Here is a 23,868-nt window from a genome sequence, read left to right as displayed (position 1 = left end):
AAATGCCCTGGAACGCCCTATTCGGGACCTTCGGCGCCACGGCCCTTCTTCGTATGTGACGCAGGCCCCATGAGGGGCCTCACAGCAGCACTTCTCCGCGCGAGCGTGCGCACGCGGAGCGTCAGCGAATTCGGTCGCCGCGACGGCGCCGGCAGTGACCGCCGTCAGTGGTCGCGGCCGGGCCAGCCGGCGGGCAGCGGGGGCAGCTCCGCGTGCTTCACCGTGAAGCCGCCCTCGGTCACGGAGGCGAAGGGGGCGGGGGCCATGCAGGTGCCCACGTGCGGCATGACCGCCTTGCCGTCGACGACGTCGAGGTTGCTGACGCCCCAGTGGAATCCGAACCGGCCCTTGCCCGGGCCTCCGGTCCTGACGCTGAAGCCCATGCGCGTGCCGATCTCGCCCGGGTCCTGCGACTTGGTGACCACGGCGGTGAGCGTCGCGGTGTCGCCGCCGGTGACCAGGCAGTCCACCGCGGCCTCGCCGCGCCGCGCCTCCTTCTTCTCGGGCGACCAGTGGTAGATGGTGACCTTGCCCCGCGCGTCGGTGGGCATCCCCATCGGGAACTCGCCGACGGGGCGGCTGAAGGGCGCGGACTGGGCGTCCACGGAGAAGCGGATCTCGTCCTTGGGCGAGTACGCGTAGGAGATGCGGGCCTTTCCGCTCACCTGGGCGACCGCCGCCGGCTTCTTCGCGTGAACAGCCTCGTGAGCCGTGTCCGAGGCGGAGGAGGAGGCCGAGGCGGAGGACACCGTGGCCAGCGCGGCGAAGACGGTGGCGGTGGCGAGGGCCGCGGCGGTGGTCCTGCGGCGGGGCGTGGAGAAGACGCTCATGTCGGGCTCCCTGGTGTTCGGGGTGGATCCGTTGACGGGCTCCAATCTCGTCGGCGGCCGGGGGCCCGGGCCATCGGCCGATCGGCAGAGATCCGGTGTGAACGGGCCTGTGTGCTCTGCCGATCGGGAGAGGAGAGAGTCGAACGCCCGCTCGTAGGATCAGGGGTGTGGGGACGACGGAACGGACGACGGGGCGCATGGGACACCGGGATGTGGGGCCGGCCGTGATCGCGGCGGGGTGTGGCGGGGCGGGGGCCGTCGGCGCGTACGGCGCGCGGGTGGCGCCGTACGGGGTCGTGCCCGCCGTCGCCGCCGTGGCGCTGCTCGTGTGGTGCCTGTGCCGGTGGCGCCGGGCGCGGGGCCGTCTCGCCCTGCCCGTGGCGCTGGTGGGCGTGGTGTCGCTGGCGACCACGCTGGCCGGCGTTCCGCCGACGGTCTCCGGGGGCGCGTGGCCGCGGCTCGTGGAGACGGCGACGCTGCTCGTCCTGCTCGTCGTCGTGGCCCGCTGGGCGCCGCTGCGGCACGCGGTGGCGGCGGGTGCGGTGGCGGGCACGGCGGTGGCGGTGTGGACGCTCCCACTGTTGACGCACCCGTCGGTGCTGGTGATGGCCGGCGCGGTGGCGTTCTGGTGGCTGCCCGTGTGCGGGGCGGCCGTCGTCGGCGGCTATCCGCGGCTGATGGAGTACCGCAGGGACCGGCTGGTCGCCGAGACGCGCCGCTCCCAGCAGCTGGAACTGGCCCGCGACCTGCACGACTTCGTCGCTCACGACGTCAGCGGCATCGTGGCGCAGGCGCAGGCCGCGCGGTTCGTCGCGGCGGCCGACCCGGGACAGGCCGTGCCGGCTCTGGAGCGCATCGAGAAGGCGGGCCTGAACGCGCTGGCGTCGATGGACCGCATGGTCCGGATGCTGCACGCCACGGACGGGGCGGACGGGACCGGCGGGGCACGGGGGGCCGGTACGGGCGACGACGCGGTCGAGCCGCTGCCCGGCGTGGACCAACTCCCCGGTCTCGTCGAGCGGTTCACCGCCGCCGGTCCGGGCGAGGCCCGGCTCTCCATGGCCCCGGAGGCGGCCGGGGACCTCTCCCGCGACACGGGCTCCACGGCCTACCGGGTAGTCGTCGAGGCCCTGACCAACGTGCGCCGTCACGCACCCGGCACCCCGCGCGTCGCCGTGACGCTCGGGCGCGTGCGGGGCGCCGACGGCACGCCCCGCGTCGAGCTGCGCGTGGCCGACGACGGAGGGGGCGGGCCCGGAACGCGTACCCGTGCGGCCGCGCGCCGGGAGCGGGAGGGTCTCGGCGGGCGCGGCCTGAGCGGCCTGCGGGAACGCGTGCGGTCGACGGGCGGGACCTTGGACTACGGGCCGTACGAGGACGGCTGGCAGGTGGTCGCCCTGCTGCCGGTGGCCACGGCCGTCACCATGGAGCGGGCCGTGGAGCACACCGTGGAGCGGGCGTCATGAGCGGCGCGCCGACCCGCGTCCTGCTGGCCGACGACCAGGACGACGTACGCAGCGGCTTCCGCCTCGTCCTGGACTCGCAGCCGGACATGACCGTCGTCGGTGAGGCCGCCGACGGGGCCACCGCGCTCGAGCTGGCCCGGCGGCTGCGGCCCGACGTGGTGCTGGCCGACATCCGCATGCCGCGCCTCGACGGCCTGGAGCTGACGCGTCTCCTCGCCGGACCCGAGGCGGCGCACCCGACGCGGGTGGTCGTCGTGACGACCTTCGACCTCGACGACTACGTGCACACGGCGCTGCGCCACGGCGCCTGCGGTTTCCTGCTCAAGCGCTCGGGCCCCGCCCTGCTCATCGAGGGTGTCAGGGCGGCCATGGCCGGGGACGCGCTGATCAGCCCGCAGATCACCGTGCGGCTGCTGCGGCGGCTGTCCGCCATGCCGCCCGCGCCGCCCGCTCCCCCGGTGTCCGCCGCCCCGGCCGCCGCCGTCGTGGATCCCCTGACCGACCGCGAGCGGGAGATCGTCCGCCTGATCGCGCGTGGGCGCACCAACGCGGAGATCGGCGCGGAGCTGTTCATCTCTCCGGGGACCGCGAAGACCCATGTGGCCAACATCCAGGCGAAGCTGAAGGCCGGCAACCGGGTCGGGATCGCGGCGTGGGCGTGGGAGAGCGGCCTGGTGGCCCCGGGTTCCTAGACACCCGGCGGCCCGTCGGCCCGGCGGCCCGTCAGGAGGGCTGCTTCCAGAGGGTGAGGAGGCCGGAGTAGCCGGGCGGGTCGAAGGGCTTGCCCGTCGGCGACACCTCGGTGATCTTGAGCATCGCAAGGTTGCCCTTCGAGGTCACCGTGCACAGCACGTCGTCCTTCTGCAGGATGTTCTTGTCCATCAGGTCCGCGCGGGTGAGCTCGGCGGGCAGCGGTGCGGTGTCCACCGCCTGGCGGCACTCCTGGGGCGTGGTCCCCTTGCTCTTGGCGGTCGCCTTCTTGAAGTTCATCCACTGGGCCATGTACGACAGTTCGGTGTCGTGGCCCGGGATGTCGTCCTGCGGCGACACCCTGGGGGCGTCGAAGTCCACCGTCTCCAGCGAGTTGACGGGCGGGCCGATGGTCAGGGGGCGGTCGGCGAAGACGGTCTCGTAGTCGCGCTTGGCGGGCTTGGCCTCCTGCTTGGCCTCCTCCTTCGCCTTCTTGCTCGGCTCGGCGGCGGACGGGGCGCTCGCGGACGGCTTCGCGTCCGCGTGCGCGTCGGACTTCTCGTCGTCGCCGGACATCGCCCACGCCGTACCGGCCACGACGGCCAGGGCCACCACGAGTCCGACGGCCAGCGGCGTCCGCCGGCCGCTGGACGGCGGCGTCGGGGTGGTCGCCGGGGTGGTCGCCGGGGCGGGGGGCGTGTACGCGGGCCGCGGGGGCGTGGCCGGGGCCGCGCTCGCGGCCTGCGTGGGTGCGGCGTGCACGGCCGCGTCGCCGGAGGGCGCGCCCTGGTCGTGTCCCGGCACCTGGGTGGGGACGTAGGTGGCCGTACGGCGCGGCCCCTCCTGGTCCGGGCCCTGCGGCGGCTGCTCGCCCTCGCCCGCCAGCAGCAGCCGCATCCGGCGCTCCCGTTCGCCGACGGCGGCCGCGAGCGGGGCCGGGAGCCAGCCGTCGAAGGCGCGCGGCGGGCGGCACGAGGCCCGCTCGCACAGGTCCGCCAGTTCACGGGGCGTGGGCCGGGCGGCGGGGTCGGCGGCGAGGGTGCTCTCCAGCAGGGGGCGCAGATCGTCCGGGTAGCCGGACAGGTCCGGCGGCCGCTGTGCGGTGTTGGCGATCTGTGTGGCCACGGTCAGGGCGCTACCGGAGCCGTAGGGGTGGTTGCCGGTGGCGGTGACGGCGGCGATGAGGCCGAGGGAGAAGAGGTCGGCGGCGGGGGTGAGGTCGGCCCCGGTGCCGTGCTCGGGCGACATGAACTGCGGGGTGCCGATGAACCCGCCGCTGCGGGTGAGCTGGGTGGCCTCGGCGGCGCGTGCGATGCCGAAGTCGATCACCCAGGGGCCGTCGGCGGCCAGCAGGATGTTGCCGGGCTTGAGGTCGCGGTGGATGACGCCGGCGGCGTGCACGGACTCCAGGGCCCGGGCCACGCAGCCGACGAGCTGCAGCGCCGCGGGCAGCGGCAGCGGGCCGTAGGTCCGCAGCGCCTCGTCCAGCGGCAGGCCCGGCACGTACGCCGTGGCCAGCCAGGGCTGTTCGCCGTCGGAGTCGTGGTCCACGACGGGCACGAGGTGGTAGCCCCGCACCTGCTGGGCCGCGCGCACCTCGTGCTGGAAGCGCCGGCGGAACTCGCCGTCACCGGCGTACTCCCGGCGGATCATCTTGAGGGCGACCGGCTGGTTGCCGCGCGTGTGCGAGAGGTAGACGGATCCCATGCCGCCCTCGCCGATCCTGGCGAGCAGCCGGTAGCCGGCGATCTCGCGCGGATCGGTTGCCGTCAGCGGGCGCAGTGCGCCGCCGTAGTTCCCACTGATGGGTCCCACCCCCGAGGTGATGCGTTCATGCCGAAGATCAGAATCTACGTCATGGGGAGGGCGGTGGCACATCCGGCCTCATGAGCCCCATGAGGCCGGATGAGGCCGGACTTTCGGCGAATGTTTCGCGCCGGCGCCTTCCGTACCGTTCGTGACGTGCGAGGAACGACAGTGAACAGGCGTGACCCCGGAGTGGTGCTCGCGGCGGCCGCGGTGGCGGCCACCGGGCTGAGCGCCGTGACGAGTCTGTGGTGGGCGATGGTCGCCGCGGCCGCGGCGTTCTCGGCGGGCCACCGCTCGGGGCGGACGCGGACCATGGCCGTGGCCGTGAGCGTGCTGGTCGTCGCGGCGGCGACCGCCGTGGTGACCGTGCCGGCGCTGCTGGCGCTGGGGGGCGTCTTCGTGGCGACGGTGGTCGGCGCGCTGCTGCTGCCCTGGTGCGCGGGCCGCGTCCTGCGCCAGTACCAGGAGCTGGTGCGGGCGGGCTGGAGCCGGGCGGAACAGCTCGAGCGCGAGCAGCGGCTGATCGCCGAGCAGGCCCGGCTGCGCGAACGGGCCCGGATCGCCCAGGACATGCACGACGCGCTCGGCCACGACCTGAGCCTGATCGCGCTGTCGGCGGGGGCGCTGAAGCTGGCGCCCGGCCTGCCGGAGCGTCACCGCGCGGCCGCCGACGACCTGCGGGGCCGGGCCGCCGGGGCCGTGGAGCGGCTGGCCGAGGTGATCGGCATTCTGCGCGAGGACGCCGAGGCGGCCCCCGGGGCTCCGGCGGACTTCGCCATCGGGCCGCTGGTCGAAGGGGCCGCGGCCTCCGGCCTCGATGTCACCCTGTGCGTCGAGGGCGCGCCGGGCGAGGTGCCCGGGGTGGTCGAGCGGGCCGCGCACCGGGTCGTACAGGAGGCGCTGACCAACGTCGCCAAGCACGCGCCCGGTTCGCGGGCGACGGTGCGCGTCGTCCACGCGCCGGGCCGGACCACGGTCTCGGTGCGCAACACCGCCCCACGCCCGGCCGCCGTCGCCGCGCTGTCCGGCGGCGGCCGGGGGCTGATCGGGCTGGACGAGCGGGTGCGGCTGGCGGGCGGGTCGCTCTCCCACGGCCCGCAGGACGGCGGCTTCGCCGTCACGGCCGGCCTGCCGCACGTCCCGCCGCCGCGCCCGCCCTCGCCACCGGCCTCCGGCGCACCGGCCGCTCTGCCTCCCGAGCACCGCCGGGCCCGCCGGCGTGCGGGCCGCGCCCTCGTCGCGGCGGTCGTCGTGCCGCTGGCCGCCACGGTGGCGCTGAGCGCCGCACTGGTGACGTGGGCGTCGCTGACGCTGTCCCACACCGTCCTCGACCCCGCCGCCTACGCCGCCCTGCGCGTCGGGCAGAATCGCGCCGAGGTGGCGGCCGTGCTGCCCGAGCGTCAATTGCCGTACCGGCCCCGGGCGGCGGAACCGAAGGGACCGGGAGTCCGGTGCGAGTACTACGCGGTCACGACCGACCGGTTCGTGGACGCCGCCGGCGACGCGTATCAGCTCTGCTTCCGGCGCGGCACGCTGGTGGCCCTCGCCGTCCTGCGCGAGTGAGCACCCCGTGATCCGGGTTCTGGTCGCCGACGACGAGCCGATGATCCGCGCCGGCGTACGGGCCGTGCTCGCCGCCGATCCCGGGCTGGACGTCGTCGCGGAGGCCGGCGACGGGGACGAGGCCGTGGACCTGGTCCGCCGTCACCGGCCCGACGTGGCCGTGCTCGACATCCGGATGCCGCGCGTGAGCGGCATCGAGGCGGCGGCGCGCATCCGCGCCGACGCCCCGGACACCAGGGTCGTGATGCTGACGACGTTCGGCGAGGACGACTACATCCTGCGGGCCCTGTCCGGCGGGGCCGCCGGCTTCCTGGTGAAGTCGGGGCCGCCCGAGGAACTCATCGCCGGTGTCCGCGCGGTGGCCGGCGGCGCGGCCTGGCTCTCACCCCCGGTGGCCGCCCGGGTGGTCGCCCATCTGACCGCCACCGGCGCCGCCGGCGCGGCCGGGCGCCGCGCCACCGCCCGGGATCGCGTCGCCGCCCTCACCGCCCGCGAACGCGACGTGCTGTCCCACCTGGGCGCCGGCCTGTCCAACGGTCAGATCGCCCGGCGGCTGCACGTGGTGGAAGGCACCGTGAAGGCGCACGTCAGCTCCATCCTGGCGCGGCTGGGCGTGGACAACCGCGCCGCCGCGGCCGTCATGGCCCACGAAGCGGGCGTCATTCCGACGCCGGGCCCAGCCGGTCCGTGACACCACGGCCTCGGCGAGCGACCGCAGCGCCATCATCGCGGCCGCGGCCACGGCGCCGCCGAGCAGCGCGCCGGCCATGACGTCGTGGGGGTAGTGGACGCCGACGGCCACGCGCAGGAGCGCGGCGAGCGCTGCCAGCGGCAGCGTCACGGCGGCGAGCCGCGGGCGCACGACGGCCAGGCCGACGGCGAGCGCCGCGGCGAGGGTGGAGTGGTTGCTGGGGAACGACCAGTCGCCCGGCTCCGGGCACGGATCGACAGGATTGATGCCCGCCAGCGCGCGGCAGGGGCGTTCCTCGTCCAGCATCGTCTTCAGGAGCTCGCTGGTCGCGTACGCCAGCACGGTCGCCGCGCCGGCCAGGAGGATCCCGGCGACGGCCCGGACGTCGTGCCGGCGCAGGGCGGTCAGGCCGGCCCACACCAGCAGCAGCCCCAGCACCACCAGCGTGCCCTCGGTGGCCGCGCCGAGCAGCGAGCCCACCCAGGCCGGGGCGTCCGCCGCCGCGCCGGCCAGCGACCGGTAGGCGGAGACGGACGGGCCGCCGGTGACCCGTACCGCCCCGGACGCGTCCGCTCCGGAGGGTGCGAGCCAGGCCAGCAGCCCGGCGGCCGCCGCCAGCACGCCGGCGGCGGCCAGCGGGCGGGCCCCGGGCTTCCGGGCGTGACCGGCGCGTTCTTGTTCGGTTCTGCGTTCCATGCCGTCGAACCTACGGACGGCGAACCGCCGGCGCCCGACCCGAACGACAGCGTCGTACCCCTGACGATCGTCAGGGGTCGACCACCGGTCAGGCCCGGTTCCTCGAGCGCCGGGCGCGCAGGACGAGCACCCCGGCCGTGAGGGCGGCGGCGAGGACGGCGGCCGCGGTGACCACCGTCGCGGTGACGCTCTTGTCCGCGTCGTCGGAGGCGTCGGAGGCGTCGGCCTGCCGGGACGGCGCGGCGGCGGAGCGCGCGGCGGGCGACGACGGCGGCGCGGAGGACGGGGAGGCCACGGGGCCCTGGGCGAGGGCCGGTACGTTCACGGTGGCCTCACCATGGCCGAGGTCGGGGAAACCGCAGTGGACGGTGATCTTCCAGGTACCCGGGGTCAGCACCTCGCGAGTGGTGTACGTGGCCTTCTCGCCCTCGACGCGGACGAGCTGCCAGGGCCCGCGCGTGGTGCCGTTGGGGTCCTGTGCGGTCAGGGTGCCCGCGACCGGCTCGTCCACCGGGTCGTCGTCGTTGTCCCAGAGGGCGACGGCCCGTACGTGGCCGTCCGGCCGGTCGCCGGAGACGGTGAAGTGGATGGTGTCGCCGTGCGCGGCGGCCGGTTGGGCGGCGCCCAGCACGATCAGGGCGCCGAGCAGTCCGGCCGCCGGGGCGAGGGCTGCGGGACGGAAGGTCATCGGGTACTCCTGGTGGGGGACGGCGAAGGAGGGAAGGGGAAGGGCCGGCGACCGCGGTGGGGGGTGGGGGTGAGGTGGGTCGTGGTCGCCGGCCCGGTTCAGGGGGTGCCGGGGCTTTCGCCCGTCAGGACGCCTCGGAGAGCGTCCAGTTCTGGTAGCCCTGCTTGTTCTGCTCCTGCAGCTCGAGCAGCCATCCGCCGTAGTACCAGCGCTTGCTGATGCCCAGCGCCAGGGTGGAGCCCTGCGGCTGGAGGACGTAGGAGCCGGAGCCGTTGGCGGTCAGCTTCCACTTCTGGGCCGAGGAGCCGCCGCAGGGCTGCTGGGCGACGTACTGGCCGGCCACCGCACGCCCGTCGGTGCCGGGCTGGAGGCACTTGCCGGACTGGACGGACTTCACGCGCACGGCGCCGCCGCCCGCGTCCTCGAACGTCCACTGCTGGTTGGCGTAGCCGTGGCGCTGGTAGGCGATGGCGACCGTGCCGTTCGCGGTGGAGCCGCTCCACAGGTCGGCGGCCTGGCCGGTGAGGCTGTTGAGCAGCAGGAACTTACCGCCCGGCTTGGTGGTCGGGCCGTTGCCGGAGGGCAGGGTGCGGAAGGAGGCGGTGCGGCCGGGCGCGGAGACCTTGCCGTCGGCGCCGCGCGCGGCGACGGCGACCTTGTAGGCCGTGTCGGGGGTGAGGCGGACGAGTCGGACGGAGGTCTCCTTGACGTCCGCGTACTTCTTGCCGTTGAGCAGCAGGTCGTAGCCGGCGGCCGAGGCGGCCTTGGGCCAGCTGACCAGGGCGGAGTCCGGGGCGATCTGGGTGACCTGCGCGGCGGGCCCGGTGGTCGGGTCGGGGGTGGCGGTCCCGGTGGGGTTCGGGGTGGGGGTGGGGCTGGGGTTGGGGTCGGTGCTGCCGCCGCCGGCTATGAGGAAGCGGTTGTTGGCGATGTTCCAGTGGGTGGCCAGGTAGCTGCCCGGGCGCGGGTTGGTGTGGAAGTAGTCGTCGTGGCCGCAGTCCAGGCGCTCGTCGTTGGAGCGGTCGGGGCAGATGGTCTGCATCGCGGGGTAGTACGGCGCGTCGGAGTAGCACATGATGTCCCACTCGTCGACGCAGTGCGCGGCCTTGCTGGTGTGCGGGGCGCTGTTGTTGACGGCGCCGAGGTTGTGGCCGAGTTCGTGGGCGGGGGTGCTGCCGCCCCAGCAGCCGTTGTCCGTACGGCCGTAGGAGGGACCGAAGTTGCTGAGGTTGTCGGCGCCCGGGCGCTCGTCGCCGTTGAAGGTGCCGATGCCGCAGTACACCTGGGCGTCGGCGAAGATCATGTACTTGCGGTCGCGGCGGTTGAAGCCCTTGGCGGCCAGGGCGTTGTTCGTCGCGCCGAACTCGGCCAGGGAGCCGTCGGGGATCTCGACGTTCAGGACGGACGGGGTGCAGTCGGCCTCGGTGACGTAGCGGACGTGCCGCTCGCCGCCGGTCTCCTTGGCGCTCGCGTTGTAGATGACGTCGGTCTCCGCCGCCCACTGCTTGAACGAGGCGGCGTACTGCCCGAACCGGTCGCGGCCGGGGCCGTGGACGTACAGCACCTGGACCCGGTTGCCGGTGGAGCCGTCGCCCTCGCAGACGGTCTTCGAGCCGCCGGGAGCGCCGGGGGCGGCCGGGGCCGGGCCGCCGGCGGCGACGCTGCCGGTGCGGGCGTCGAGGGCGGCCGTCGAGCCCTGCAGGGCCTCGGCCGCCGCGGGGGCCTGCTTGCCGTCGCCCTTCAGGTCCGGCGCGGACGCGGCCTTGGCCACGGGCGGGGTGTCCTTGGTGATGTCGATGCCCTTGGGCGGCGCGTCCGGGCCGTGGGTGCACAGCCGGGCGTCGGAGACGCGGTAGACGCCGACGCAGGGGTCGCCCTTGGGCGCCGGGTCGAGGCCCTTGTAGACCAGGCCGCGGCCCGTGTCGGCCTTGGGGGTCTTGGTCAGCGGCGCGGGCGGGGCCTTGTGCACCGGCTGGGCGGCGGCGGGAACGCCCTTGGCCTCGGTCGTCGGGTCGTCCGGCGTCGTCGCCGACCCGATGCCGATGACGCCGATGGCCAGGGCGGCGGCCGCGGCCGTCGCGGCGGCCGTGACGATCACCCGGCGCCGGGTTCTGCTCCGGCGGTGCGGGCTGGGTTTCTTGCGGGCGTGCGTGGTGCGCATCGTGCGAGTCCCATCGGTGGTGGAGGGTCAGTACTGCGGGGGCCTTTCAGGCCCCGGAACCGCCGGGCCCGCCCTTGACGGTGCGTGGGGGGTTCGTCCGGCGCCGTGACAGCGCGCGGCGGGACGATCCGGGCGGGCCCGGCGGTGGCTCAGGGGGTCTTTCGGGGGCGCTGGGGGGCGCTTCAGCGGGTGGCGAAGGCCTGGTTCCAGCGCCGGGCACCGGCGTCGGCGGTGACCCCGACGCCCATGCGGGTGCGCGAGCAGTCGAGGACGGCCTCGCGCCGGCCCGGCGTCTTCATCCAGACGGACACGACCGCGGCCGCGTCGAGCCGGCCGCCGACCGTGGTCACGCCGGAGAAGGTCCACCGGCCGCCGGCCGTGCGGGCCGCCCCGGCGGAGCCCTCCCGCGCGGTGGCCGCCAGCCCGGCGTCCCGCCGCAGCGGGCAGCAACCGGCCCGGGCGCGCTCCGCGTTGACCAGGCGTACGACCTCCCGCTCGAGGTCCTCGCGCGGGCCCCGCGGGCGCGGGGCGTCCTCGCGCGGGCCCGGCGGGGGCACCGGGCGGCGGGACGCCGTACGGGCGGGAGCGGGGGCCGGCGTCGTCGGCGAGGTCGCCGGCGCGGTGGTGCGGGCGGCCGGCTCCACGGGGCGACGGCCGCCGGGCGAGGAACGGTCGGCGGGCGGGGCCTCGCCGGTGCGCTCGGACGCCTCCGGGGTACCGGGCGTCAGGGGCCGGGCGGACGGAATGTCACGGCCGGGGGCGCTCAGCTCCGTCGGGGCGGCCTGCTCCGGGGAGGCGGAGAAGTACTCGCAGCCGCCGAGCACACCGCCGGCGACGACGGCGAGAGCGGCGACGGCCAGGGCGGGCCGGGCCATCCTGCGCGGACCTCCGGCCGTGCCGTCCTGTCCGGGGGCGTCGCCCGCGCCCCCGCCGGTATCCTCCGCGCCGTCCGGCCCCAGGGGCGCGGCGCCCGCCACGGGAGCCGCGGGCAGCGCCTCGGCGACCCGGTCGGCCAGAGCGGCGGCGACGGGCACCAGGCCGAGGCCGGCGAGCAGCCCCTCGGCGGGCACCAGAACGGACCGGTGGCCGCCGCACTCGGCGCAGCCGCGCGCGTGCCGGGCGATGCGCTTGCGCCACAGCGGGGAGGGCACACCGTCCCACGGGCCGAGGACGCCTGCCAGCTCCGGGCAGCGCGGGGCGGCGGACAGGACCCGCACGACACCGCGCGCGGTCTCCAGCTGGCCCTTGATGCGCTGGACGCGTACGGCGGTGTGCTGGGGCGACAGTTCCAGCGCGGCGGCGACCTCGGCGCGGGTCAGTTCGCCGGTGGCCTCCAGCCACCACAGCGACAGCACCGCCCGCTCGTCGTCGTCCAGCCAGCGGGTGGCCTCCGCCGCCTCTCTGCGCTCGCCCTCCAGGCTCAGCCGCACGATGGTCAGCCCCACGAAGTCCGCGTCGGGGTCGTGGACGTCGCCCGCGTCCTGCAGCCCGGTGACGGGCGCCTCCTGACGCTCGCTGCGCCAGTGCCGGCGTATCTGGTTGACGGTGATCGCCACGAGCCACGAACGGAAGCGGCCCGGATCGCGCAGCCCGTCGAGGCCGCTGACCATCCGGATCATGGTCTCCTGCACGACGTCGTCGACGTCCGCGTGCCCGTTCAGCGCGCGCCCGACGATGTTGTAGACCAACGGGAGGCAGGCCGCGACGAGCTCCTCGCGCGCGGCACTCTCCCCTGCCTGTGCCGCCTCGACCATGTCGGCCACGTTCGTTCCCGTCACGCTCCGCCCTCCTCGTTCCCGCCGCGCCGCTGTGGCGTCCCGGCACTTGGGAGACCTGGGGAGTACGGACGCATAACAAAAAAGCTGCGATCCGATCGATTTTTCGTTCCGGCACGGCCCGTCCGGGTGGCCGCCGGCGGCCGATCCGCGCCCGGCCCGCCGGCGCGCGGCGGGCCGGGACGGGCGGCCGGTGGGCGGTCAGGAGACGGCCGGCATCCGAAGGCCCGCCGGCAGCGGGCCGGTGTGCGTCACGCCCAGCCGCTGGGTGGCCCGGGTGAGCGCGACGTAGAGGTCGCTCACCCCGAAGTCCCCCGGCTCCGCCACGATCACCGTGTCGAACTCCAGGCCCTTGGCCTGCCGGGGGTCGAGCAGCACCACCGGGCTGGTCAGGTCGGGCGCCGGGCCGGTGGAGGCGGCCGGGAGGGCGGCGGCCAGGGCCGCGTGGTGCTCCCGCGCGGCGATCACCGCCAGCCGGCCCTCCTCCCGCGTCTCTCGGGCCACGGCCTCGGCGACGGCGCCGGGCAGGTCGCCGGTGCGGTGCGCCCAGGGCCGTACGCCCGTGGAGCGGATCGACTCCGGCGGCGCGAACGAGGGGTCCGCGGACCGGGCCACGTCCGCCGCGACCTCCATGATCTCCTGCGGGGTGCGGTAGTTGACGCCCAGCCTGACGTGCCGCCAGCGGTCGCCGACGTACGGGGCGAGGATCGTCTGCCACGCGCCGCACCCGCCCGGCTCGGCGGTCTGCGCCGGGTCGCCGACCAGGGTCATCGAGCGGGAGGGGCAGCGGCGCATCAGCAGCCGCCACATCATCGCGGACAGCTCCTGCGCCTCGTCCACGATGACGTGGCCGAACGCCCAGGTGCGGTCGGCGGCCGCGCGTTCGGCGGCGCTGCGGTGGTCGGCCTCCTCGTGGCGTTCGGCGAGCCGTTCGGCGTCGACGAGGTCGTGGGCGGCGAGCACCTCCGAGTCCTCGTCCTCCCGGTCCTCGAACTCCTGGGTGCGGGAGCCGTAGGAGAGGTTGAGGACGCCCTGCGCGTAGGCGATGCGTTCCTGCCGCTCGGCCTCGGCGGCCGCGCGGGCGGCCGAGTCGTCCTCGCCGAGGAGTTCGGCGGCCTCGTCGAGGAGCGGCACGTCGGCGGGCGTCCAGGCGCCGTCGGCGCGGCGGACGGCGTCCACGTCGGCGTCGGGCAGGTGGACGGGGTCGGCGAGGAAGTCGGCCACCAGTCGCTGCGGGGTGAGCAGGGGCCACAGTTCGTCGATCGCGGCATGTACGCCGGGGCTGGCGGCGACGCCCTTGCCGAGCTGGGCGATGTCGTCGGGGCCGAGGAAGTTGGGGCCGCCGTAGGGGTCGGCGCCGAGCCGATCGGCCAGCTGGGCGGTGAGCGCGTCGATGACGTGGAAGGCGAAGTAGGGGCGGGCGAGGTTGTGGGGCAGCCGGGTGGCGCGCGCGTGGCGGCGGGCCTCGGCGGCCAGGCCGGCGTCCAGCAGCAGTTCGCCGTCCTCGTGGTCGATGACGGTCACCGGGTCGGGCAGGGTCTGCCGGTCGCGGACGAACGCGGCGAGGGCGCCGGCCATGGCGGCGGAGCCCTTGACCTCGGCGGCACGGGGGGTGTCGGTGCCGTCGGCCGTCACTCCGGGGAAGAGCTCCCCGGGCGTGGCGAGCAGGACGCCCGTCTCGCCGAGCGAGGGCAGGACCTCGGCGATGTAGCCGAGGAACGCCGGGTTGGGCCCGACGATCAGCACGGCGCGGCGGGCCAGCTGCTCGCGGTGGGCGTAGAGGAGGTAGGCGGCGCGGTGCAGGGCGACGACGGTCTTTCCGGTGCCGGGCCCGCCCTCGACGACGAGGACGCCGTGGTGGGGGGCGCGGATGATGCGGTCCTGCTCGGCCTGGATGGTCTGCACGATGTCGTGCATGCGGCCGGTACGGGCCGAGTCGAGCGCGGCGAAGAGCACGGCGTCGGCGTCGGTGCCCTCGTGGCCGGTGCGTTCGGCGTCGGTGAGATCCAGGATCTCGTCGTGCAGGGCGGTGACGCGGTGGTTCTCGGTGGTGATGTGGCGCCTGCGGCGCAGCCCCATGGGGGTGTGCCCGGTGGCGAGGTAGAACGGGCGGGCCACCTCGGCCCGCCAGTCGATGACCAGCGGGGTGCGGTCCTCGTCGTCGCGGCGGATGCCGATGCGGCCGATGTGGTGGTCGCGGCCGTCGCGGAAGGCGAGCCGGCCGAAGCACAGGCCGCGCTCCCCCGCGTCGAAGGCGGCCAGCAGGCCGGACTGTTCGGCGACCAGGACGTCGCGTTCGAGCCGCGCCTGGTGGGTGGTGCCCGTCGGCACGAGGGCGGCCCGGACCGAGTCCTCGGCCGAGGCGCGCAGCTCGGTGAGGCGCTCATGGAGCAGATCGATGAATTCCTGCTCGTGTCGCAATTCCTCGTTTGACAATTCGACTCCCGCCCGGATATGATGGCCTCATAAAGCTTCTCCATACCCTGATTTCAGTCGGGCATGGAAACCCCCAATATACGCAGAGAAATACCCCGGCCGTCAATACGGTCGGGGTATTTCTTTCTTGTGACGGGGCTATGGCGGGGTGCGCGGGGCGGCCGTGACGCGCTCAGCCGTTCGTGAACTCCGGGGTGTCGAGGGAGAGTTCCGCTTCGCCGGACGGGGCGAAGAAGCGGGCCACGGCCTCGTCCGCGACCTCGGCGAGGGTGGCGGGGGACCATCGCGGGCTGCGGTCCTTGTCGATGACCTGCGCGCGGATGCCCTCCACCAGATCGGGCGTGGAAAGGGCCGCGTAGGAGACGCGGTATTCCTGCTCCAGCACGCGCTCCAGCGAGATCGGCCCCCGGGCCCGGCGCAGCGCGGCGAGCGTGACCTTGAGCGCGGTCGGGGACTTCGCGAGGATCGTGGTGGCGGCCTCCTTGGCGTCGGGCGTGCCGTGGTCGAGGAGCCGTTCCACGATCTCCTCGACGGTTCCGGCCGCGTAGCAGGCGTCGATCCATTCGCGGTGGCCGGCGAGTTCACCGTCCGGCGCCGGACGGGTGTGGCGGGGCAGGACGTCCGCGGCCGCCTCGTGGGCGAGGTCCGCGACGAGGGCCGGCACCGCGTCCGCCGGGACGAAGTGGTCGGCGAGCCCGCACAGCAGGGCGTCCGCCGCGCCCACCGCGGCGCCGGTGAGCGCCAGGTGGGTGCCGAGCTCGCCGGGGGCACGGGCCAGCAGGTAGGTGCCGCCGACGTCCGGTACGAAGCCGATGCCGGTCTCGGGCATGGCCACGCGGGACCGTTCGGTGACGACGCGGACGTCACCGTGGGCCGAGACGCCGACGCCGCCGCCCATCACGATGCCGTCCATGATCGCGACATAGGGCTTGGGGTAGCGGGCGATGCGGGCGTTGAGCCGGTACTCGTCGCGCCAGAACGCCGCCGACGCCGCTCCCCCGCCGGAGCGGACGTCGTCGTGGATCGAGCGGATGTCGCCGCCCGCGCACAGCCCGCGCTCGCCGGCCCCGCTGATCACCACGGTCGTGACCGCGTCGTCGTGCTCCCAGGCGGTGAGCGCCTCGTCGACGCGGCGCACCATGGCGTGGTCGAGGGCGTTGAGGGCCCTGGGGCGGTTGAGGGTGAGGTGTCCGGCGCGCCCTTCGGTGCGTACCAGTACGGAGTCGTCGGTCATCGCGGGGCTCCCGGTCCTCGCAGGGCGTGTGGTCCCGCCGGCCCGAGGGCGACATCGAGGCGCATGTTCTCGTTCGTTCCTTCCGGGGCCCGGTGGACCCGTCGATCGGGGACGATCTTCTCGAGGTCATCGTCGCCCAGTCGGCCACCGCCTGCACAGGCCCCCCGGGCCACCCTCTGACGTCATGTCACACCGCCGCACTCCTCCGGGCGGAGGAGCACGGGGCGGTCGCTCTCCGTCCTGAGTCGGATGCCGGGTGCGACGGGGGCCGCCTAGCGTGTCGATCATGAAGAACACGACGTCACGGCGGGCCTTCACCGTCGCCGCACTCCTGACGGCCCTCGCCGCGCCGCAGATACCGGCGGCCGCGGCGGCGGCGCGTCCCGCGCCCGCCCCGGCCGAGCTGCCGGCGCCGGCGACGCGAGCGCCGATCGGCACCCGGACCCTGCACCTGGTCGACTCCTCCCGGCCCGACCCGTGGAAGCCGGCCGCGGGCCACCGCGAGCTGATGGTCTCCCTCTGGTATCCGGCGGCGGTGCGGCACGGCGCGCGGGCGCCGTACGTCTCGAAGGAGCTGTCGAAGAAGGTCCTGGGCATCGAGGCCATCGCCGACGTCCGCACGCACGGCCTCGTCAACGCGCTGCCCGCGCCGGGGAAGCGACCGCTGGTCGTCCTGTCCCCCGGCTTCGGGATGAGCCGCGCCACGCTGACCGGTCTGGGCGAGGACCTGGCCTCCCGCGGCTACGCCGTGGCCGCGGTCGACCACACCTACGAGGCGCCGGTGGAGTTCCCCGGCGGCCGCATCGAGGACTGCCTGATCTGCGACAGGCTGGACCTCCCCGTCGTGCAGAACCGGGCGAAGGACATCAGCTTCGTGCTCGACCGGCTGACGGCCCCCGGCAGCGGCCTGGTGATCGACCGCAAGCGCGTCGGCGTGGCCGGGCACTCGATCGGCGGGGCGAGTGCGGTCGAGGTCATGCGCGAGGACCCGCGGGTGAAGGCGGCGGTCAACATGGACGGCAATTTCTTCACCGAGCCGCCCGCCGAGGGCCTCGCGCGCCCGGTGCTGCTGCTCGGCGCCCAGCGGGGGAAGCTGCCCGAGCCCCGGGCGAACTGGGAGCACACCTGGGACCGGCTCACCGGCTGGAAGCGCTGGCTCGACGTCCCCGACGGCGGGCACCTGACCTTCACCGACGCGCCGTGGCTCGTCGACCGGTTCGGCCTCGGGGACCGCATCCCGCCGGAGGCCGTGCCCGGCGCCTTCGGCACGCTCAAGCAGGACCGGGCGACCGCCCTGACCCGGGCCTATGTGAGCGCCTTCTTCGACCGGCACCTGCGGGGCGCGCGCGGCACGCTGCTCGACGGGCCGTCCGCGGCCTATCCGGAGGTGACCTTCCTCCGCTAGGGCCCGTGCCGACCCATCGGACACGCCCTGGGAGGACGCGCGGCGGGACGTCCGGCTCCGGACGTCCGAACGGGGACGCCGCGCTCCTCGCACCGCGGTGTCACCGGGACACACGGGGGTTCCGGCGGCACAACGCCGGAGGCGTCCCCCATGGCCACTGCCGTGGGGGACGCCTCCGTTTACGACCGGTTCCGGTCAGCCGATATGGGGGTTACGACTGCTCGGCACCGGCCCGCTCGAGCTCGGTCTCGCGCTGGATCCGGGCGACGCGGCCGCGCACCAGGAACCATCCGCCGACCAGGGCCGCCACGATGATGGGCAGGCACATGACGGTGGTGCGGCTGGCGCCCTCGTCGGAGGCCATGATGCCCAGGACACCGGCCAGGAAGACCAGGGTGACGATCTGGGTGTACGGGGCCCAGGGCAGCTTGTAGCCGGGGCGGGTGACCCGGCCCTCCTTGGAGCGCTTCCAGAAGAGCAGGGAGCAGACCATGATCATGCCCCAGGTGCCGATGATGCCGATCGCGGCGAAGTTCAGCACGATCTCGAAGGCGTCCGCCGGGACGACGAAGTTCAGACCGACACCGAGGACACAGAAGAACGCGGTGAGCAGGATGCCGCCGTAGGGCACCTGGCCCTTGTTCATCAGGCCGGTGAACTTCGGCGCGGAGCCGGACATGGCCATCGAGCGCAGGATGCGGCCGGTGGAGTACAGACCCGAGTTCAGGCTGGACAGCGCCGCGGTGAGGACGACGAGGTTCATCACGCCGGCCATGTACGGCACGCCGATCTTCCCCAGGACGGTGACGAACGGGCTCTCGCCGACGATGTAGGAGGTGTACGGCAGCAGCAGCGCCAGCAGGACGACCGAGCCGACGTAGAAGAGACCCACACGCCACATGATCGAGTTGATCGCCTTCGGCATGATCTTCTCGGGGTTCTCGGTCTCACCCGCGGCGACGCCGCACAGCTCGACGGAGGCGTAGGCGAAGACGACACCCTGGATGACCATCAGCATCGGGACGACACCGGTCGGGAAGATGCCACCGTGGTCGAAGATGTTGTCCAGACCCGGGGTGGTGGTACCCACCTTGTGCTGGCTGGCCAGCAGGAAGATGCCGACGACCATGAAGATGGAGATGGCGGCGACCTTGATGATCGCGAACCAGAACTCCATCTCACCGAAGTACTTCACCGAGATCAGGTTCACGGTGAGGACGACGGCGAGGGCGATCAGGGCGAGCACCCACTGGGGGATGTCGCTGAACATGCTCCAGTAGTGGGTGTACGTGGCGACGGCGGTGATGTCCGCGATGCCGGTCGTGGCCCAGTTCAGGAAGTAGAGCCAGCCCGCGGTGTAGGCGCCCTTCTCCCCCATGAACTCACGGGCGTACGAGACGAACGCACCGGAGGAGGGACGGTAGAGCACCAGCTCGCCGAGCGCACGGACGACGAAGAAGGCGAAGAGCCCGCAGACCGCGTACGCGATGAAGAGGGACGGGCCGGCGTTGTGGAGACGGCCACCGGCGCCGAGGAACAGACCGGTACCGATGGCACCGCCGATCGCGATCATGTTCACGTGGCGGGACTTGAGGTCCTTGCTGTAGCCCGCGTCACCGGCGTCGACGTGTGGGGACGTCGTCGCCGGCGCGGCAACGCCGGGCTGGGGGTCGGCCGCAGTGAGGGTGCGGTCACTCATATATGTCTTCGCCTTCACTGGAGGGGGGAACAGCATGCTCGGATACCGGCTGGCGACGCCGGAGCCCGAGGTTGTTCGGAAGGTGTGGACCGGTGGTCATCGACTATCGGACACCGTGGCCCGATCCAGTCCATGAGGTGAATGGTGTGAGGCGCGCCTGTACGCCGTCAAGAGTTTACGGAGAGTTGATTTTATGAATTGCATACGCTAGCCACGCCGGAACCCAGGAAACGAGCGGCCCGAGGAATGCTGTGTAACGAAAAGACAACCGACCTCGCTATGTGGCGGCGATAACAGCGGGCATCGCCGTCCGTGACGTCCCCATAACCGTGGGGAGTGAATGTCGGGGGCACCTATTTTTGGAATAAAAAATCCGCGGGAGAGCAGGTCGCTCTCCCGCGGACGAAGGAAGCCGGGTTACTTCAGCGCGCTGCGCTTCTGCCACTGCTCCCAGTTCTCCTGCCAGACCTCGAGACCGTTGCCGACGTCGGTCACCTTGGTGCTGGTGGTGTTCTTGACCTCGACGGTGGAGCCGATGGACAGGAAGTCGTAGGCCCTCTTGGCGTCGGAGGTGGTCATGCCGAAGCAGCCGTGGCTGTTGTTCTCCACGCCGACCGAGTTGTTCCAGGGCGCGGAGTGCAGGAACGTACCGGAGGCGGTGAGGTGGGTGACCCACTTGGAGTCGAGCATCCACTCGTTGCCGTGGCCGATGGTCGCGGAGTCCATCGTCTCGGCGGCGTTCTTGCTGCGGACGGTGTGGATGCCGCCTCGCGTGGGGTCGACGGGCGAGCCCGCGGAGCCCTTGATGGTGCCGACCGGCTTGCCGTCCTCGTACATGGTCAGGAGGTGCGAGGGGACGTCGATGACGGCCTTGTGGTCGGCGCCTATGGTGAAGCCGAAGTCGTAGTTCCGGGCGAACCAGCCGCCCTCGCCGGAGTCGACGCCCGTCAGGTTCCCCTTCACGGCGACCTTGGTCCCCGACGGCCAGTAGGTCTTGGGCCGCCAGTCGACGCGGTCCTGCCCCGACCAGTCCTTCACCCAGCCCCAGGCGCCCTCCACCTTCGGCTGCGTGGTGACCGTCAGGGACTTCTCGATCTCGGCGCGCTTGCTCTTGTCGACGGGGTGGTCGAAGAGGATGGACACCGGCATGCCCGTACCGACGGTCTCCCCGTTGCCCGGCGTGTTGGTGAGCTTGTTGACGCTCGGCGCCGACCGGGTGGTGAAGGTGGCCGTGGCGGAGGACTCCTTGCCCTTGCCGTCCTTGCCGCCCTTCGCGGTGGTGCGCACGGTGTAGGTGGTCTTGGGGCCGACCTTGCTCTCCGAGGTCCAGGTGGCGCCGTCACCGGCCATCCGCCCCTCGACCTTCTGCCCCTTGTCGTCCTTGACCTCCACCACCGTCAGGCGGCCGCCGTCGGCCTTCACCGATATCGGCGCGCCGAGCGCGACGTCCTGGCCGCCGCCCGGAGTGACGCTGACGCGGGCCTCTGCCGACGCGTCGGAGCCCGAACCGCCGGAGCCCGACGAACAGGCGGAGAGCGCCAGGGAGCCCATGAGCGCGGATGCCAACAGGACGGAGCGACGGCCCGTTGCGACGTGCACGTGAGTCGACCTTTCTCTACAGCGACGAAAGTGACGCGGCGGGCCCTGCTTTGCCGTCCTCCCTGCGGTCGACGGCACCCCCCACCACACTCCTAGAGATGATCGACAACCTTGTACGGTTGCACGAAGAAAGAAACATTTGTTCAGCGCGGCCCGGCGGTGTGCCGCGCTACGTTCCGTACGCCGGCGGGCGCCTCCGCGTAATGTCGGGCGCATGGGAGATGACGCGCTGCGCGATGACGTCCTCGAGGAGCTGGGCGAGGACCGGATCCAGGAACTCGCCGGGGAGCTCGGCACCGACTCCGAGGGGGCGAGGCAGGTCGTGGCGGCCACCGTCTCCGCGCTTCCCGCCGACTTCGGCGAGCGGTCCGGCGGCGGTCTGATGTCCGGGGTCCTGGCCCGGATCTCCGCTCCCGTGGCCGAGTCCGTCGCCGGGCGGACCGGGATCCCCGTCCCGGCCGTCAGCCGGGCCCTCGAGCTGCTGCTCCCCGTCATCGTCACCACCGTCGCCAAACGCCGGAAGGGCTGATTCCGCCGCTGGTCACGGAACCCGACCCCCCGCGGTCCACCGCTTCGAAGCAGAGCGGATCATGGGGGCGTGAACACGAAAACCGCAGGTCGCAGGGTGTGGACGTGGTCGGCGATCGCCACCTCGACGGCAGCGCAGCTTGTCGAGATCTGGTTCGTGGGAGCCGCTCTGTTCGGCTGGGGCCTCACCCACCCCGATCCCGACCCGGACGCCGACAGCCCCGCCTTCTTCATCGTGTTCGGCGTGCCGGTCCTGACGGCGTTGCTGACGGTGGTGTGCTCGGTCGTCACCCTCGCGCTCGTCATGCCCACCGTCACCCTCGCCCAGCGGGTGGGCCGCCGGTGGGGCGGCGACGCCCTGTGGTGGACCCCGGCCACGTCCGCCGTGACGTCCGTCGCGGCCGTGGGCGCCACGGGACTGGGGGCGGCGGTGCTCGGCGGGCACGTCGGCGCGCCGGTGGTCTACGCGTGGTGGTGGTTCGCGATCACGGTGCTCATCGCTCCGGCGGGCATGATGGCCCGCCTCTCCTCGCAGCGCACGGCACTGGGCCGGCCGAGCCTGTGGCGGCCTCTGCTCCTCCGCGGCGGCGCCGGCGCGGTGGCCGTCGCCGTCGTCGCGACGTTCGCCGGGATCCTGTGGGAGAGGGCCACCGGCTGACGGCCGGTAAGGGCGTACGCCGGCGGCCTCGCGGGGCCGTACGGTGCTCCTGCGGAGCCCCCGATGATCGCGGGCGTACCGGCATCGGCGACAATTTCCCCGGGCCGGCCGGCGCCGGCTCGTGCGGCCCGGAACTCCCGCTCGTTGAGTAAGTGGTGGGCCTGCGCCGCGGACGGGGGCGGGCCGCAGCACAGACGGAGGAGTAGCACGTGGGGAATCCAGCACAGACCGACGATCCCGTCGCCGGGGGCGGCAGCCCGCCGGACGACGGGGATCGGACGGACGGCACGCGAGGCCGGAGGCAGGCAAGGCAGCAGCGCTCCTTCTGGAAGGAGTTCCCCTTCCTCATCGGCATCGCCCTGCTGCTGGCGCTGCTCATCAAGACGTTCCTGCTGCAGGCGTTCTCCATCCCGTCGAACTCGATGCAGAACACGCTGCAGATAGGCGATCGCGTTCTGGTCGACAAGCTGACGCCGTGGTTCGGCTCCAAGCCCGAGCGGGGCGAGGTCGTCGTCTTCCGCGACCCCGACAACTGGCTGCGGGACGAGCCGACGGCCGAGCCGAACGCCCTGCAGAAGGCCCTCAGCTTCGTCGGGCTCATGCCGTCCGCCAACGAGAAGGACCTCATCAAGCGGGTCGTCGGAGTCGCCGGCGACACGGTGGAGTGTGTGGGCACCGGCCCGCTGAAGGTCAACGGCAAGGCGCTCGACGAGCCCTACGTCTTCGCCGGGAACACCCCCTGCAGCACTGAGGAGCAGAACGGCCGGGGCGGCCAGTTCAAGGTGACCGTGCCCAAGGGCAAGATCTGGGTGATGGGCGACCACCGGCAGGACTCGGCCGACTCCCGCTTCCACCAGGACGGTCCGGGCCAGGGCTTCGTGCCCGTCGACGACGTCGTCGGGCGTGCCGTGGTGATCGCCTGGCCGCTCAACCGCTGGGACACGCTGCCCGTTCCGGACACCTTCGACCAGCGGGGCCTGAGCGCCGCGGCGACCGTGGCGCCGGGGGCGCTGGCCCTCACCGCGGCCGTGCCCGCGGTGCTCTGGCGCCGGCGCCGCCGGTAGGAACTCCCGTACGTCCTGGGCGCGCCGGCGGCGTGCCCGGGACGGAAACGGGATGACGTACGGTCAGGCCGCGGCGGACCGGCCGGTGGGCCGGGCCGGCGCGGCGACGTCATGACCGGCGGGCGGGGGCGCCAGGCGCAGCGCCGCCCGGGCCTCGGTGGCGTAGGTGTCGACGTACTCCTGCCGCGAGAGCTTGAGGATCGCGTACATGATCTCGTCGGTGACCGCGCGCAGCACCGCGCGCTGGTCCTCCATCCCCGCGTAGCGGGAGAAGTCGAGCGGCTCGCCGAAGCGGATGGTGATGGGCACCAGGCGCGGCAGCCGCCGTCCGGTCGGCTGCGCCTCGAAGGTGCCGATCATGGCGCAGGGAATGACCGGGGCCCCCGACTTGAGCGCCATGGCGGCGACGCCGACCTTGCCCTTGTACAGCCGCCCGTCGTGCGAGCGCGTCCCCTCCGGGTAGATGCCGAGCAGCTCGCCCCGCTCCAGGACGCCCAGCGCCGTGTCGACCGCCGCCTGTGCCGCCTCCTTGCCCGAGCGGTCCACCGGGATCCCGCCGATGCCGCGGAAGAACGCCGCCGTGAGCCGGCCCTTCAGGCCCGTTCCGGTGAAGTACTCCATCTTGGCGAGGAAGGTGATCCGGCGCTTGACCATCACCGGCATCATGAAGTGGTCGGAGAACGACAGGTGGTTGCCCGCGATGATGGCGGACCCGGACGTCGGCAGGTGCTCCATGCCCTCGACCTTCGGCCGGAAGACCCACCGCAACAGCGGTATGAGCACGATGTTCTTGAAGAAGTAGTAGAACATTGTTCGACAAGCCCCTTGTCCGAGCGACCTGACCCCCGCGCCGAGGCACGCTAGCCGGAGGGCGGG

Annotated in this window: 18 protein-coding genes and 1 pseudogene; 8 read left to right on the top strand and 11 right to left on the bottom strand. The window is 73.5% G+C overall.

Features of this window, described 5'->3' with window-relative positions; all coding sequences use genetic code 11:
* Window positions 1-164: 164 nt before the first annotated feature.
* Complete coding sequence (locus tag AB4K12_RS02025; protein ID WP_368432473.1) at window positions 165-830, bottom strand: hypothetical protein; 666 nt, start codon at window positions 828-830, stop codon at window positions 165-167.
* Between the two features lie 197 nt (window positions 831-1,027).
* On the opposite strand from AB4K12_RS02025, the gene AB4K12_RS02020 reads away from it, so the two are divergent.
* Together AB4K12_RS02020 and AB4K12_RS02015 are read left to right on the top strand one after the other, a co-directional pair.
* Window positions 1,028-2,296, top strand: a complete 1,269-nt coding sequence (locus tag AB4K12_RS02020) for a sensor histidine kinase (protein WP_368432472.1) — start codon at window positions 1,028-1,030, stop codon at window positions 2,294-2,296.
* Entirely contained in the window at window positions 2,293-2,988 is a 696-nt protein-coding gene (locus AB4K12_RS02015; RefSeq protein WP_368432471.1) for a response regulator, read from the top strand. Before AB4K12_RS02020 ends, AB4K12_RS02015 begins: the two co-directional genes overlap by 4 nt.
* Before the next feature lie 31 nt (window positions 2,989-3,019).
* Here AB4K12_RS02015 and AB4K12_RS02010 read toward each other — a convergent pair whose 3' ends face one another.
* Window positions 3,020-4,801, bottom strand: coding sequence for a serine/threonine-protein kinase (locus AB4K12_RS02010; protein ID WP_368432470.1), 1,782 nt, complete (start codon window positions 4,799-4,801; stop codon window positions 3,020-3,022).
* A gap of 162 nt (window positions 4,802-4,963) precedes the next feature.
* On the opposite strand from AB4K12_RS02010, the gene AB4K12_RS02005 reads away from it, so the two are divergent.
* Together AB4K12_RS02005 and AB4K12_RS02000 are read left to right on the top strand one after the other, a co-directional pair.
* Window positions 4,964-6,358, top strand: a complete 1,395-nt coding sequence (locus tag AB4K12_RS02005) for a sensor histidine kinase (RefSeq protein WP_368432469.1) — start codon at window positions 4,964-4,966, stop codon at window positions 6,356-6,358.
* A 7-nt stretch (window positions 6,359-6,365) separates the two neighbouring features.
* A complete protein-coding gene (locus tag AB4K12_RS02000; protein ID WP_368432468.1) occupies window positions 6,366-7,049 on the top strand; it encodes a response regulator in 684 nt (227 codons plus the stop codon).
* A gap of 45 nt (window positions 7,050-7,094) precedes the next feature.
* Here the strand turns inward: AB4K12_RS02000 and AB4K12_RS01995 are convergent.
* From AB4K12_RS01995 to AB4K12_RS01970, 6 genes and pseudogenes are all read right to left on the bottom strand, one after another.
* Window positions 7,095-7,745: pseudogene (locus AB4K12_RS01995) on the bottom strand (phosphatase PAP2 family protein); the annotation flags it as partial.
* A gap of 88 nt (window positions 7,746-7,833) precedes the next feature.
* Window positions 7,834-8,433 (bottom strand): hypothetical protein, encoded by a 600-nt coding sequence (locus AB4K12_RS01990; protein WP_368432467.1) that lies wholly within the window; start codon window positions 8,431-8,433, stop codon window positions 7,834-7,836.
* Between the two features lie 124 nt (window positions 8,434-8,557).
* On the bottom strand, window positions 8,558-10,594 hold the full coding sequence (locus AB4K12_RS01985) for an RICIN domain-containing protein (protein WP_368432466.1): 2,037 nt from the start codon (window positions 10,592-10,594) through the stop codon (window positions 8,558-8,560).
* Between the two features lie 182 nt (window positions 10,595-10,776).
* On the bottom strand, window positions 10,777-12,372 hold the full coding sequence (locus AB4K12_RS01980; RefSeq protein ID WP_368432465.1) for a sigma-70 family RNA polymerase sigma factor: 1,596 nt from the start codon (window positions 12,370-12,372) through the stop codon (window positions 10,777-10,779).
* 198 nt (window positions 12,373-12,570) lie between these two features.
* On the bottom strand, window positions 12,571-14,805 hold the full coding sequence (locus tag AB4K12_RS01975; protein WP_368432464.1) for a DNA/RNA helicase domain-containing protein: 2,235 nt from the start codon (window positions 14,803-14,805) through the stop codon (window positions 12,571-12,573).
* Window positions 14,806-14,977: 172 nt separating this feature from the next.
* Window positions 14,978-16,039, bottom strand: a complete 1,062-nt coding sequence (locus AB4K12_RS01970) for an enoyl-CoA hydratase/isomerase family protein (RefSeq protein ID WP_368432463.1) — start codon at window positions 16,037-16,039, stop codon at window positions 14,978-14,980.
* Between the two features lie 286 nt (window positions 16,040-16,325).
* Here AB4K12_RS01970 and AB4K12_RS01965 point away from each other — a divergent pair, with 286 nt between their 5' ends.
* Window positions 16,326-17,444: an alpha/beta hydrolase family protein gene (locus tag AB4K12_RS01965; protein ID WP_368432462.1), complete on the top strand. Its 1,119-nt coding sequence runs from the start codon at window positions 16,326-16,328 to the stop codon at window positions 17,442-17,444.
* Between the two features lie 211 nt (window positions 17,445-17,655).
* On the opposite strand, the gene AB4K12_RS01960 is transcribed toward AB4K12_RS01965, so the two are convergent.
* Together AB4K12_RS01960 and AB4K12_RS01955 are read right to left on the bottom strand one after the other, a co-directional pair.
* A complete protein-coding gene (locus AB4K12_RS01960; RefSeq protein WP_368432461.1) occupies window positions 17,656-19,143 on the bottom strand; it encodes an amino acid permease in 1,488 nt (495 codons plus the stop codon).
* A gap of 417 nt (window positions 19,144-19,560) precedes the next feature.
* The gene (locus tag AB4K12_RS01955) at window positions 19,561-20,742 is read right to left on the bottom strand and encodes an Ig-like domain-containing protein (RefSeq protein ID WP_368432460.1); all 1,182 of its coding nucleotides are present in this window, start codon (window positions 20,740-20,742) and stop codon (window positions 19,561-19,563) included.
* Window positions 20,743-20,956: 214 nt separating this feature from the next.
* Here AB4K12_RS01955 and AB4K12_RS01950 point away from each other — a divergent pair, with 214 nt between their 5' ends.
* From AB4K12_RS01950 to lepB, 3 genes are all read left to right on the top strand, one after another.
* Window positions 20,957-21,271, top strand: coding sequence for a hypothetical protein (locus AB4K12_RS01950; protein WP_368432459.1), 315 nt, complete (start codon window positions 20,957-20,959; stop codon window positions 21,269-21,271).
* 69 nt (window positions 21,272-21,340) lie between these two features.
* Window positions 21,341-21,928, top strand: a complete 588-nt coding sequence (locus tag AB4K12_RS01945) for a hypothetical protein (protein WP_368432458.1) — start codon at window positions 21,341-21,343, stop codon at window positions 21,926-21,928.
* Between the two features lie 209 nt (window positions 21,929-22,137).
* A complete protein-coding gene (gene lepB, locus AB4K12_RS01940; protein ID WP_368432457.1) occupies window positions 22,138-22,992 on the top strand; it encodes a signal peptidase I in 855 nt (284 codons plus the stop codon).
* A gap of 63 nt (window positions 22,993-23,055) precedes the next feature.
* On the opposite strand, the gene AB4K12_RS01935 is transcribed toward lepB, so the two are convergent.
* Window positions 23,056-23,802 (bottom strand): lysophospholipid acyltransferase family protein, encoded by a 747-nt coding sequence (locus AB4K12_RS01935; protein WP_368432456.1) that lies wholly within the window; start codon window positions 23,800-23,802, stop codon window positions 23,056-23,058.
* Between the last annotated feature and the right edge of the window lie 66 nt (window positions 23,803-23,868).

The sequence above is a fragment of the Streptomyces sp. C36 genome (assembly GCF_040932295.1).
GTDB classification, from domain to species: domain Bacteria; phylum Actinomycetota; class Actinomycetes; order Streptomycetales; family Streptomycetaceae; genus Streptomyces; species Streptomyces triculaminicus.
This window is presented reverse-complemented; position numbering and strand designations above follow the sequence as displayed.

Excerpts from the sequence above, each read along its gene's own strand:
- AB4K12_RS02025 (WP_368432473.1), bottom strand. The coding sequence starts at position 830 with ATGAGCGTCTTCTCCACGCCCCGCCGCAGGACCACCGCCGCGGCCCTC.
- AB4K12_RS02020 (WP_368432472.1), top strand. The coding sequence starts at position 1,028 with ATGGGACACCGGGATGTGGGGCCGGCCGTGATCGCGGCGGGGTGTGGC.
- AB4K12_RS02015 (WP_368432471.1), top strand. The coding sequence starts at position 2,293 with ATGAGCGGCGCGCCGACCCGCGTCCTGCTGGCCGACGACCAGGACGAC.
- AB4K12_RS01990 (WP_368432467.1), bottom strand. The coding sequence starts at position 8,433 with ATGACCTTCCGTCCCGCAGCCCTCGCCCCGGCGGCCGGACTGCTCGGC.
- AB4K12_RS01985 (WP_368432466.1), bottom strand. The coding sequence starts at position 10,594 with ATGCGCACCACGCACGCCCGCAAGAAACCCAGCCCGCACCGCCGGAGC.
- AB4K12_RS01970 (WP_368432463.1), bottom strand. The coding sequence starts at position 16,039 with ATGACCGACGACTCCGTACTGGTACGCACCGAAGGGCGCGCCGGACAC.
- AB4K12_RS01965 (WP_368432462.1), top strand. The coding sequence starts at position 16,326 with ATGAAGAACACGACGTCACGGCGGGCCTTCACCGTCGCCGCACTCCTG.
- AB4K12_RS01960 (WP_368432461.1), bottom strand. The coding sequence starts at position 19,143 with ATGAGTGACCGCACCCTCACTGCGGCCGACCCCCAGCCCGGCGTTGCC.
- AB4K12_RS01950 (WP_368432459.1), top strand. The coding sequence starts at position 20,957 with ATGGGAGATGACGCGCTGCGCGATGACGTCCTCGAGGAGCTGGGCGAG.
- AB4K12_RS01935 (WP_368432456.1), bottom strand. The coding sequence starts at position 23,802 with ATGTTCTACTACTTCTTCAAGAACATCGTGCTCATACCGCTGTTGCGG.